The organism is Vibrio sp. Of7-15 (genome assembly GCF_022347565.1).
Taxonomy (GTDB): Bacteria; Pseudomonadota; Gammaproteobacteria; order Enterobacterales; family Vibrionaceae; genus NORP241.
The window spans coordinates 1-12629 of record NZ_JAKRGH010000024.1 but is presented as its reverse complement, the minus strand read 5'-3'; the positions used below and the strand labels follow the sequence as shown (position 1 = coordinate 12629).

The 12629-nt window shown below is 43.9% G+C and carries 7 protein-coding genes; 6 read left to right on the top strand and 1 reads right to left on the bottom strand.

Going from position 1 to position 12629, the window contains the following annotated elements; translation table 11 throughout:
* Nucleotides 1–164: 164 nt before the first annotated feature.
* Nucleotides 165–1685, top strand: coding sequence for an aldehyde dehydrogenase family protein (locus tag MHO82_RS19730; RefSeq protein WP_239186714.1), 1521 nt, complete (start codon nt 165–167; stop codon nt 1683–1685).
* Between the two features lie 229 nt (nt 1686–1914).
* Nucleotides 1915–3174, top strand: coding sequence for a hydroxymethylglutaryl-CoA reductase (locus MHO82_RS19725; RefSeq protein ID WP_239186711.1), 1260 nt, complete (start codon nt 1915–1917; stop codon nt 3172–3174).
* A 78-nt stretch (nt 3175–3252) separates the two neighbouring features.
* Here MHO82_RS19725 and mnmC read toward each other — a convergent pair whose 3' ends face one another.
* Nucleotides 3253–5283 (bottom strand): bifunctional tRNA (5-methylaminomethyl-2-thiouridine)(34)-methyltransferase MnmD/FAD-dependent 5-carboxymethylaminomethyl-2-thiouridine(34) oxidoreductase MnmC, encoded by a 2031-nt coding sequence (gene mnmC, locus MHO82_RS19720; protein WP_239186708.1) that lies wholly within the window; start codon nt 5281–5283, stop codon nt 3253–3255.
* 122 nt (nt 5284–5405) lie between these two features.
* Between mnmC and fabB the strand changes: the two genes are divergently transcribed.
* The 4 genes from fabB to MHO82_RS19700 all read left to right on the top strand — a co-directional run.
* Complete coding sequence (gene fabB, locus MHO82_RS19715; protein ID WP_239186705.1) at nt 5406–6617, top strand: beta-ketoacyl-ACP synthase I; 1212 nt, start codon at nt 5406–5408, stop codon at nt 6615–6617.
* Between the two features lie 335 nt (nt 6618–6952).
* A complete protein-coding gene (locus MHO82_RS19710; RefSeq protein ID WP_239186702.1) occupies nt 6953–8098 on the top strand; it encodes a 4-phosphoerythronate dehydrogenase in 1146 nt (381 codons plus the stop codon).
* Complete coding sequence (locus MHO82_RS19705) at nt 8082–9095, top strand: aspartate-semialdehyde dehydrogenase (protein ID WP_239186699.1); 1014 nt, start codon at nt 8082–8084, stop codon at nt 9093–9095. The genes MHO82_RS19710 and MHO82_RS19705 overlap by 17 nt, the downstream gene beginning before the upstream one ends.
* Before the next feature lie 175 nt (nt 9096–9270).
* The coding region (locus MHO82_RS19700; RefSeq protein WP_239186696.1) for a FimV/HubP family polar landmark protein at nt 9271–12629 on the top strand (3359 nt) is incomplete at its 3' end.

Sequence of the window (12629 nt, the reverse complement as noted above, 5' to 3'; positions counted from 1 at the left end):
ATGATTGTGAAAATTTTATTTAATCATAACGTTACATTTTATTAACACCAAATGTTCATTGTTGGTCTGAGCTTTGCGTTATTAGATTTGTGAACAGAGTGGCATACAGCTAAATAAATAAGCCGCTTTGTGCCCTAACTAACAACAGTAACAAGGAAGACATTATGATTTATGCTCAGCCGGGAACAGACAACGCCATTGTTAACTTCAAGCCACGTTATGAAAACTTTATCGGCGGTGAGTGGGTTCCCCCTGTTAATGGCCAATACTTTGAAAATACCTCTCCAGTAAATGGTCAGCCTTTTTGTGAAGTGCCGGCTTCAACAGAGCAAGATATTAATTTAGCGTTAGACGCAGCCCATGCAGTACGTGCCCAGTGGGGGAATACGTCGGTGACTGAACGTTCTAATATGTTGCTAAAAATAGCGGATCGTATTGAGCAAAACATTGAATCATTGGCTGTTGTCGAAAGCTGGGAAAATGGCAAAGCAGTACGTGAAACATTAGCGGCGGATTTACCATTGGTGGTGGATCATTTCCGTTATTTTGCTGGTTGTATTCGAGCACAAGAAGGTTCGGCGGCGGAATTAGATGCCAATACGGCGAGCTATCATTTTCCAGAACCAGTTGGGGTGGTAGGGCAGATCATTCCATGGAACTTCCCGCTTCTAATGGCGGCTTGGAAATTGGCACCAGCAATGGCTGCTGGGTGCTGTGTCGTGCTAAAGCCAGCTGAGCAGACACCCACATCGATCCTAGTTTTGATGGAGTTGATCGGTGATCTGATCCCGGCAGGGGTGGTGAATGTGGTAAATGGATATGGTGCTGAAGCGGGCCAAGCATTAGCAACCAGCGATCGCATTGCGAAACTCGCCTTTACGGGCTCTACCAGTGTTGGTCAGCATATTCTGAAATGTGCTGCTGATAACTTGATCCCATCCACCGTTGAGCTTGGTGGTAAGTCTCCGAATATCTACTTTAAAGATGTGATGGATCATGAAGATGAGTACCTAGATAAATGTATTGAAGGTATTTTGCTGGCTTTCTTTAACCAAGGGGAAGTATGTACATGCCCATCGCGTGTCCTTATTCATGAAGATATTTATGATGCGTTTATTAGTAAAGTGGTTGAGCGTGCCAAAACCATTAAGCAAGGCAACCCGCTAGATACGGAGACTCAAGTTGGTGCGCAAGCATCGAATGAGCAGTTTGATAAAATAATGAGCTACATGGAAATTGGCCGTAATGAAGGGGCTGAAGTTTTATTAGGCGGTGAAGCCAAACAGCAAGATGGCGATTTAAACAAGGGCTATTATGTGCAGCCAACCATGTTCAAAGGCGACAATAAAATGCGTATTTTCCAAGAAGAAATTTTTGGCCCTGTTATCGCAATTACGACGTTTAAAACCAATGAAGAAGCGCTAGAGATTGCCAACGATACGGAATATGGCTTAGGTGCGGGTGTATGGACTCGTGATACGAACCTGGCTTATAAGGCGGCTCGCAATATTGAAGCTGGTCGTATTTGGGTGAACTGCTACCACGCTTACCCGGCTCATGCGGCATTTGGCGGTTATAAGAAATCGGGCATTGGCCGTGAGACTCATAAAATGATGCTGGATCATTATCAGAATACCAAGAACATGCTGGTGAGTTATGATTCTAACCCACTTGGTTTTTTCTAATTAAGTGAGATCCAACCAATTGATAACCAAAGCTCAGTGATGTATTGCTGAGCTTTTATTTATGGTTTTTTTCTTACTATACAGCCAGAAAATTGTTGGTCTTGTTTGTTCAATTTTTTAGTGGGGTTTATAGAAAAATTGTGTCTTTGTGTTGCACGATTTCTGGAAGGAGCAGTATTTTTTTTTATAACAAGTACAATCACGGCATCATGAGTTAAGAAGTATTGATATGCCAAAATTGAATCTACATCGACAAGACTATATGACGTCGATGGTTGGAACATTATCCTCCTCAGATCTGCATCAACGCCTCGATTCCGATAACTCCCCCGTAGAAAAGAAACTACCGAGAAGTCCGTTTCTCAATGAAAAGGTGGTGGGTAAACGTTGGGATGTGTTGGAAAATGAAAGTGCGAAGCAGGCATTGTTGGATCCTGTCACTCAGGACGAGATGACGCATTATCAGAAAAATATTGAAAATTTTGTCGGTACGGTGAAATTACCAGTTGGGGTTGCAGGCCCATTACGAGTGAACGGCTTGTTTGCTAAAGGGGATTATCATGTGCCTTTGGCAACTACGGAAGCAGCTTTAGTGGCTTCCTATCATCGTGGTGCAACGTTGATTTCCAAAGCTGGTGGTGCAACGGCAATGTTGCTAAATGAAGGTGTAACTCGAACACCAGGTTTTGCCTTTTATGATTTGATTCAGGCAGGCCAGTTTGTTGCTTGGATCGTTACGCAATACGACGTTTTTAAGGCAATTGCAGAGTCAACAACCCAGCACGGCAAGCTAATGGACATCAATACCAATATTGAAGGTAACCATGTCTATCTTGTGTTTGAGTTTTTAACGGGTGATGCTTCAGGTCAAAACATGGTGACGATCTCCACCAACGCTGTGTTTGAGTACATCATGGAAGAAAGCCCAATTAAGCCTGAGTATGCTTTTCTTGATGGCAATCTATCGGGTGATAAGAAAGCGACGGCACAAACCCTACGTAGTGTTCGTGGCAAAAAGGTGACGGCTGAAATTCACCTTTCTGCTGAACTGGTCAAAACCTATTTACACACTACGCCCCAAAAAATGACGGACTTTGGCCATATGACCACAGTGGGCGGAGCGTTAAGTGGTACGATTGGTGTGAATGCGCATTACGCTAATGCGTTAGCGGCTTTGTATATTGCATGTGGTCAAGATGCAGCCTGCGTTGCGGAATCGGCAGTGGGTATCACGCGTATGGAGGTAAATAAAGAGGGCGGTTTATATGCCTCTGTGACGTTACCTAATTTGATGGTTGGTACCGTTGGCGGAGGAACTTGTTTACCAAGCCAGAAAGCGTGTTTAGATATTTTAGGTTTATCCGGAAGTGGTCATTCTCAAGCCTTAGCAGAGGTGTGCGCGACCATTTGTTTGGCTGGGGAGTTATCGATTGTTGGGGCATTTTGCTCTGGGCATTTCTCAAAGGCGCATCATAAACTGGCGAGATAGATGAGCTTATCTTCTTAAGAGAGCATGCTTTGGTGAAGGCCAAAGCATGCCAGTATTTCAGCTACTTTTGAATGCAAATTAATGCTGATTCGTTGTGATTGGGCGACCCTTTAGTAGCTTTCTTACCCACATTCTTCCCGGGTGAAGCGCTTCAAGAATTGAAATAGGTAGTGGCAGTGGATCACCACAAATTTGAGATGCCAGTACTTCTCCCAACAATGGTGCTGAACTGAGGCCACGAGAGCCTAGCCCAATGAAAGAGAACAGCCCGTCATACACAGGTGTGTCTTTCGCGTGTTGCTGTTCTTTTTGCAGGTTCTTATATTGTGCCATTAAGGGCTCGAACTGGCAGATATTACCCACAAACGGTAAGTGATCACGGCTGGCACTGCGAATCGCAACACGTGCTTGATTGTCATCGACGTTGATTTCATGCGGCCATGTTTGTTCAGGAAGGCACTTGATCAAACGTTGTTTGTTTTCTTGTTGCTCAGTTTCAGAAAACTGAATCGCTAAATCATGCCTGTCGTAGCTGGCACCAATACAATGCGTTTGGGTATTAGGGTTTACTGGGGTTAAGTAGCCATCGTAGCAAAGTACACTTTTAATGTTAGAAAGTGCCTCTGTTGTTTTGGTGTGGCTAACTTGACCACGAACGGGCGTAGCTGGGATTTTTTCACTTTGAGTAAATTGAGCCACTTTGTGACCATTAGCAATCACTACCGCTTGGTGCGAGTATTGCTGCTGTTGTGAATCACAAAGTCGCCAGCTTTTTTCATCAGACAGTTCGGTGAGCTTGGTAATATCGCAATTGAAATGGGCATTAAAGTTGTCTGATTGCAGAAGGAAATCAAATAGCCCTTGAGTCAGTTGCTGGGGGCATAGCCAGCCGCCCAGAGGGTAGTGGATTCCGTCGACACCAACGGTCAGTCCTGTCTTTTCATTGGTTTGTTCCACATTAAGTTGGGTAACAAGATCTGGGGTGAAGTTTTTGGCTATGATTTTATCAAGCTTAGATTTTGATTTTTTATCCCAAGCTAATTGGGTAACACCACACCAATCATGATCAAAATCTACGTTTTTAGCTGCTTGATCAATAAATTGGCGTGCGTAAACGAAAGCGGGGCCAAAAAATCGGGCTAATGTTTCCAAATTGCCGTGAAGCAGCGGGTAAACAGCGCCTTGGCGGTTACCAGAAGCTCCTTGAGCGGGTTTCTCGTCTTGGCAATATAAAGTAACGTTTATCCCTCTTCTTACTAGCGCTAAAGCAAGAGAAGCACTAGCAATACCACCGCCTATGATGGCGACATCGGTAATGTCTTTTTTGGTTGAAATGGCAAACCAAGGAAGATGGTTCGCTGCATTTTTTCGTTCCGTTAAACGGCCAGCAATCATCTCTCGTTTCGTACCAAAGCCTTTGACTTTTTTCATATCAAAGCCAGCTTCAATAAGGCCTCTTCGTACAAAACCGGCGGCGGTAAATGTGGCACAAGTACAATCTACTTTGGCCAGTTTAGCCATGTTATTAAACAGCTCTTGATTCCACATTTCAGGGTTTTTACTGGGCGCAAAACCATCTAAGAACCAAGCGTCGATCAGGCCTTCGTCACTCATCCACACTTGTGGCATACAGTCTTTAATATCACCAAACCACAAATCCAGCGTGATCATTCCATCTGCTAGAACGAGGCGATGGCAATCTGCCACTGCGATGGGATAGTTTTCACGCAGTTCAGCGGCCAATTCCGCTAACTCAGGCCATGCGGCATGGGCCTTCTCTAAGTCAGATCGGGTAACGGGAAATTTTTCGAAGCTGATAAAATGAAGCTCTTTAAGTGGCGCTTCAGGATTATTGGTTCTAAATTCTTTAAACCATTGCCAAACCGCTAAAAAATTAAGCCCTGTACCAAAACCTGTTTCACCAGTAACAAAGCGTCGGCTTTGAAATTCTGTCCAGCGTTGAGGTAAATGATTTTGTTGAAGGAACACATAACGTGTCTCTTCTAAGCCATTGGTGTTAGAGAAATAGACATCATCAAAATCATTCGATACAGGAGTGCCTACCTCATTCCAATCTAGGGTTGCGTTCTCAATTTTGTGGTTTGACAAGGGAAACCTCGTACTTTGAAAGTAAATTAGCGTGAATTGTACCGGAATTCATGGAAAGCTGACCACTTTCTGGTAATAAGTTGGTTATTATCTTCGACGATCTATGACAATAGGAAAGAATCATGAAACGAGCCGTCATCACAGGCATGGGGATTGTCTCCAGTATCGGTAATAATGTAGAAGAGGTTTTAGAATCTCTAAAAGCAGGTAAGTCAGGCATCAACTTCTCTGAACAGTTTGCGGAAAAAGGTCTTCGCAGCAACGTTTGGGGCGATTTAAAAATGACGCCTTCTGAACATATCGATCGCAAAAAGATGCGTTTTATGGGTGATGCGGCTGCATACGCTTACCTATCGATGGAACAAGCTATTGAAGATGCTGGCCTAACAGAAGAGCAAGTGTCGAATGATCGTACCGGTATTGTTGCTGGCTCGGGCGGTGCGTCGTCACTAAACCAAGCTATTGCAGTTGATACACTACAAAACAAAGGCGTTAAGCGTATTGGCCCTTACATGGTGCCGCGTACTATGTCTTCAACGGTTTCTGCTTGTTTAGCGACGCCGTTTAAAATCCGTGGCGTGAACTATTCAATGAGTTCTGCATGTGCAACATCTGCACACTGTATTGGTCACGCGGTTGAATTGATTCAACTTGGTAAACAAGACGTTGTGTTTGCAGGTGGTGGTGAAGAGCTAGATTGGACTTTGACCATGATGTTTGACGCAATGGGCGCATTATCAACGAAATACAACGATGATCCTTCAAAAGCATCTCGTACCTACGATGCAAACCGTGATGGTTTTGTTATCTCTGGTGGTGGCGGTATGCTGGTTATCGAAGAACTTGAGCATGCTTTAGCTCGTGGCGCAAAAATTTACGGTGAAGTCGTCGGTTATGGCGCGACGTCTGATGGCTACGACATGGTTGCACCGTCAGGTGAAGGTGCTGTGCGTTGTATGAAGATGGCAATGCAAAACGTAGACAGTGTTGACTATGTGAATACCCACGGTACATCAACCCCTGTAGGTGATGTGAAAGAGCTAGGTGCAATCCAAGAGTTGTTCTCTGAAAACTGCCCAGCCATTTCTGCCACTAAAGCGATGACGGGTCACGCATTAGGTGCTGCAGGTGTTCACGAAGCTATTTACTCAACATTGATGCTAGATAACAACTTTATCGCACCAAGCATTAACGTGGAAACATTAGATGAAGCCGCTGAAGGTTTAGATATTGTCACGGAAACTCGTGAGCAAGAGCTGAAAACCGTAATGTCTAACAGCTTTGGTTTCGGTGGTACTAACGCCACGCTTGTTATCAAAAAATACGAAGCATAAAAATTAGGTTGCCTAACCACAGGGCAACCTAATAACCCATTTCCAGATATTAGCTTGATCTGATCGGGCTAAAACAGACGCGAACATTACTCCACGGAGAGCGGAGTAATGGACTTTGATTCTGGAACTTTTTACCCGGCGATCATCGCCGGGTTTTTTCTTTGTCGCTAGCCTATATCTTAGCCTTCGTTTATATATCCAGATAAGTTTATCCATAAAACTAAAGCAATTTTCTTTTAGTAATTTCTCTCTTTGTCGTTGGTCATGACTTTCTTCTTGCCAGTACTTTCCTATCCCCAATACAATCGATGGCAGCTGAATAATAGGACTATTTTATGAAGATCGTGATTGATGAAAACATGCCTTATGCTGAACAACTGTTTAGCAACTTAGGCGACGTGAGGACTAAACCCGGTCGGGAATTAACGGCTGACGATTTAATCGACGTGGATGCATTAATGATTCGCTCTGTGACCAAAGTGAATGAGGCGCTGATAAGTAAAGCCAATAAACTAAAATTTGTGGGCACTGCGACAGCGGGTATGGATCATGTTAATCAAGATTTATTAAAGGAAAAGGGGATCTTTTTCACTGCCGCTCCTGGTTGCAATAAAGTGGGTGTAGCTGAATACGTATTAAGTTGCTTAACTGTACTTGCACAACAACAAGGTTTTTCAATTTTTGATAAAACCATCGGCATCGTTGGTGCAGGGCAGGTGGGGTCGTATTTAGCGCGGTGCTTAGAAGGTTTAGGTATTCGTTATTTGCTAAATGACCCTATCAAACAACAGCAAGGAGACAGTCGCACGTTTACTGATTTAGATACTTTATTAAGTCAGTCCGATGTCATTACTTTTCATACCCCAATTACAGTAGGGGGAGAGTGGCCGACACACCATTTAATGAATGAAAAACGATTGTCAGAATGCCGCCATAATCAAATTTTAATTAATGCGGCGCGTGGCCCTGTGGTGGATAACCAAGCACTAAAAACTCGATTGCAAAAACAAGACGGCTTCACGGCAATATTGGATGTATTTGAGCACGAACCAGAAGTGGATTTAGAGCTATTAGAGCATCTTGCATTTGCTACTCCGCATATCGCTGGCTATGGTTTAGAAGGGAAGGCTCGCGGTACAACCATGATTTATAATCGGTACTGTGAGTTTTTGAAATTGAAGGAAGAGGTATCAGCGGCGAGCTTATTACCCGTTGCACCTGTTCCGTATGTGAAATTAAATCAAGCTTGGGACGAGGCAACGCTGCACAATCTTATCCAGTTGATTTATGATGTGCGTAAAGACGATGCTCTTTTCCGTCGTAAGATAAACCAAACTGGTGCATTTGATGCAATGCGTAAAGGTTACTGGGACAGAAGAGAGTACAGTGCAATAACCCTTGCTGGTGGTTCAGCATGTAATCTAGAGCCATTAGCAAAACTTGGATTTACAATTGAGGACATTCATGAGTCAAGAATTTGATATTGCCGTATTAGGTGCAACAGGCGCAGTTGGTGAGACGATTGTTGAAGTATTAGAGCAACGTAACTTCCCTGTGCGTAACTTGTACTTATTAGCGAGTGAGCGCAGCGAAGGTAAAACCATGCGCTTTAACGGCAAAACAGTCCGTGTGCAGAATGTTGAAGAGTTCGATTGGTCTCAAGTACAAATTGGTTTATTTTCAGCAGGTGCTGAGCTGTCAGATCATTGGGCTCCTATTGCTGCTGACGAAGGTGTGATTGTGATCGATAATACATCACGCTTCCGTTACGAACCTGATGTTCCACTGGTTGTGCCTGAAGTAAACCCTGGTGCAATTGCTGATTTTCGTAATCGTAACATTATTGCAAACCCAAATTGCTCAACCATTCAGATGTTAGTGGCATTAAAGCCAATTTACGATGCGGTTGGGATTGAGCGCATCAATGTGTCTACTTACCAATCTGTTTCTGGTTCTGGTAAGCCTGGTGTTGATGAATTAGCGGGTCAAACTGCTCGTTTATTAAATGGGCTACCTGCTGAAAATAAAACGTACGACAAACAAATTGCATTTAACTGCTTACCACACATTGATCAGTTCCTAGACAATGGTTACACCAAAGAAGAAATGAAAATGGTGTGGGAAACTCAGAAAATTCTGGGTGATGACACAGTAGCGGTTAACCCAACTTGTGTTCGAGTGCCGGTTTTCTATGGTCATGCGGAAGCGGTGCATTTAGAGACTCAAGCTCCGATTGATGCAGAAGAAGTGAGCCGTTTACTAGAAGCGGCTGAAGGCGTAGAAGTATTCCACGGAACGGATTACCCAACTCAAGTGGGCGATGCCACCGGAAAAGATCATGTAATGGTAGCGCGTATTCGTCAGGATATTAGCCATCCAACAGGTATTAACCTTTGGGTTGTTGCAGACAATGTTCGTAAGGGCGCAGCAACTAACACAGTGCAAATTGCAGAAGTATTAATTAGAGATTACATCTAATTGATTTAAGGCGCTCTGGGGATTCCTCGGAGCGTTTTTTTATCTATTTACATAGATCAGATTATTTTTTGATTGGATGAAACACTTTTAACGTTAAATGCTACAGTTTTTAAGGTTCTATCCGATATAGTGTCTAGTTCATATTTTTATTATCTCCCAAAGAGGCATACGGGCAGTGTCTGACGCATTTACTAAAGTTACACGCATTCTTACGCCACTCGCATTATTTGTGGCAACGCAGATATCGACTGCACAAGCGGATACGATTCGAATCATAGGGCCTGATGGAGACGCTAACGACTCTAGCAGCTTCTCTCAACGTTATGATGAAACGCAATCGACAGCTTTACCTCAAACGTTACCGAATGATTCTGAAAGCGTCAGAACTTACGGCCCAACAACCAGAAATGACACTTTATGGTCCATTGCTAGTCGCGTAAAACCTTCCAGTACAACCACTGTTCAGCAAACATTACTAGCTATTTATCGTTTAAACCCACAAGCGTTTGAAGGTAATAACTTACACGGCCTTATTCCGGGCAGTGAATTACGTTTGCCAACATTGGCGCAAGTTCGCCGTGAAAGCACAGAAGAAGCTAAGCGCCTGTTAACAGTACATCAAGCCCGTTTAAATGGTGCTCAGCCTGCTCGTCAACCTGTGGCTCCTTCAAGCACTGCGGCGACAACGCCTCCAGCTAGTCGAACCACAGATCCAGCTATTGTCGCTGCGCCAGAGCCTACGACGTCAACACCAGAAAAAGTGACTAAGCCTGACATGCCAGCAATGACGAAAGCTGACGATAAAATGGCTGAAGTCGAGAAACCTATGGGTGAAATGGCAACGAAGTATGCTGCGACGAAGCCAATGTCAGACAGTGAACTTGTTGAGCTGAAAAACGAACTGAATATGACAGAAAGTGAGTTCTCTGCCTTAGAAGAGAGCAATCATTTACTTCGTGTTCGTCTAGCAGAAATGCAGCATCAGGTCGCTGCTTTGCAAGAAGAAGTTGACGATGAAAGTCGTATTCGTGCTGAAGTGGAAAAATTCTTAGCCGAACAAAAACAGATGCAAATAGACAAGATGGTGTCTGAACCATCTTTGATGGACAAGCTTGCGTCTAGCCCTTGGAGTATTGCTGCTCTTGCCCTGGTTCCAGGTGCGTTGATCGCTGGCCTTATCGCTTTCTTCTTATCTCGTCGTAAGGAAGAAGAGATCACAGAAGAGCAAGCGGCTGATATGCCAACCATTATCGTACCAGATGAAGATGCGATTGATGATGATATCCCAGAGCTAACATTGTCTGATGATGACGATGATATTTTAGGTGACTTAGATGATGGTGACTTCCCGTTAGGCGATGATGAGGACCCATTTGCAAGTGATGATGAAGACCCATTTGCTGATAGCTCCGATGATGACCCGTTCGGCAGTATGGACGATGGGGACGATGACCCATTCTCAGGACTAGGTGATGGTGATGACTCATTAGACTTAGATCTTGATTCATCTGATGAAGATGACCCATTTGCAAGTATTGGTGACAATGGCGATTTAGACAGTTTATCAGACGATGACTCGCTAGGAGATCTTGATGATCTTGATATGAGTGCTGGTGGTATTTCCGTTAATGGTGATGAAAAAGCGTTAAGCCTAGAAGAGATGGAACGGGCGCTTGACGACATTGATTCAACATCATTAAACAAAGATGACGAAGAGTTTGCTTTTGATTTGTCTGTTCCTGAAGAAGAAGCAAAAGAAGAAGTTGACCTTGATAGCTTGTTAGCGAGCGATGGTGAAAATGAAGCTTTAGAAGGAGAATTAGATCAATCTCTGTTAGATGACTTGTTCTCCAATATGGATGACGAGGATGACGATGATGCAGCCTTAGCCACTGAGCCTGAAAAAGCTGACTTAGCAAATGCGCTCGATGATGGTGCCGCTGCGGAGTTAGAAGGGTTACTTGAAGATCCAACTGAAAGCTCAGAGCTTGATGCCGGTTGGGACTTAGATGAAACAGGGGATGAAGAAGAGCTTGAGAAAGAAAAAGAAGAAGATCTAGATCTGTCTTTGGATTCTGATGAGTCTTCTTTAGAGGCAGAAAGCGTCGGTTTTGATGAATTATTCAGTGGTGTTGATGAGACATCCAGTGATCAAGATGACAGCCTAGATCTAGAAAGTACGGCATTACTTGATGAAGTACTAGAAGAGGAAGAGCTGGATAGCCAAGAGACTATTGAGCTAGCGGATGACAGTACAGAATTGCTTGATGAGTTATTAGAAGATGATCTACGTCTTGATGATGAAATTGACGTTCCAGAAGAAAGTACGGATTTGCTTGATGACTTATTAGACGCCGATAGCAGCCTTGATTCTGATCTGGAATTAAGTGAAGACAGCACTGATTTACTGGATGAGCTGTTAGAAGAGCCTACCGATGGTTCCGATGAATTAGAGATTGCGGAAGACAGTGTTGAGCTTTTAGATGAACTGTTAGGTGATGATAATAAATCGGACTCATTAGATTTCGAATTTGATGAAAACAGCACTGATCTATTGGATGATTTCATCGACGATTCACCAGAGCTTGAAGAGGAACTCGAGGGAAAGGGCGGTAAAGATATAGCAGACACTGACGCTGATCAGGCTGATGAAGACGCTATATCTGATACTCCGGACCTTAGTACTAAAGAAGATGAGCCTCAAGATGAAGATTGGCTTATTGATGCAGAACCAGAAGTAACAAACAATGAATTTGGTGTTGATCTTGATTTTGATGCGTTATCAGATCCTGATGCAGAGATTGATGATTTAGAAGTCGAGTTAGAAGCAACCGAAACAGAGCCTGATCTTGAAGAAACTGGTAGTACGGATAATTTTGATTCTGTATTAGATCGAGCTTTGGCTGATCATGGTGAAAATAAGTTGGTTGAGCCTGACCTTGATATTGACTCATCAGAAAGTGAGTTAACAGGCGACATCGCAGAAGACGACAGCGATGAGTTGCTATCTGAATTAGGCGCGGATATTTCTGAGCCAGAAGCCGAGCTTGCAGCGGATGATGTTGAGTTAACTGAAGATAGTACAGATGCTTCGGATGACGCCGAGCTGGATTCAATCGAAGATGATGACTGGGCTGTGGATGCACCGGAAGAATCTGACACTGAATTAGTCACAGAGCCAGAAGCAGCACCAGAAAGTGAGTTAACCAGCGACATTGCAGAAGACGACAGCGATGAGTTGTTATCGGAATTAGACGCGGATATTTCTGAGCCAGAAGCCGAGTTTACAGCGGACGATGTTGAGCTGACCGAAGACAACACAGATGTCTCAGATGACGCCAAGCTGGATTCAATCGAAGATGATTTCTCTTTTGAAGAGCCAGTAGTTGCTGACGAACCTGAGCTTGAAAGCGAAGCGTCTCTGGAAGAGTCAGAGTCTCTGGACGACTTGGACTCGCTAGATGATGACTGGGCCGTGGATGCACCGGAAGAACTGGACACTGACGCTGAATTAGTCACAGAGCCAGAAGCAGC

Coding starts and splice junctions, on each gene's coding strand:
- MHO82_RS19710 (WP_239186702.1), top strand. CDS start 6,953: ATGAAGATCGTGATTGATGAAAACATGCCTTATGCTGAACAACTGTTT.
- fabB (WP_239186705.1), top strand. CDS start 5,406: ATGAAACGAGCCGTCATCACAGGCATGGGGATTGTCTCCAGTATCGGT.
- MHO82_RS19730 (WP_239186714.1), top strand. CDS start 165: ATGATTTATGCTCAGCCGGGAACAGACAACGCCATTGTTAACTTCAAG.
- MHO82_RS19725 (WP_239186711.1), top strand. CDS start 1,915: ATGCCAAAATTGAATCTACATCGACAAGACTATATGACGTCGATGGTT.
- MHO82_RS19705 (WP_239186699.1), top strand. CDS start 8,082: ATGAGTCAAGAATTTGATATTGCCGTATTAGGTGCAACAGGCGCAGTT.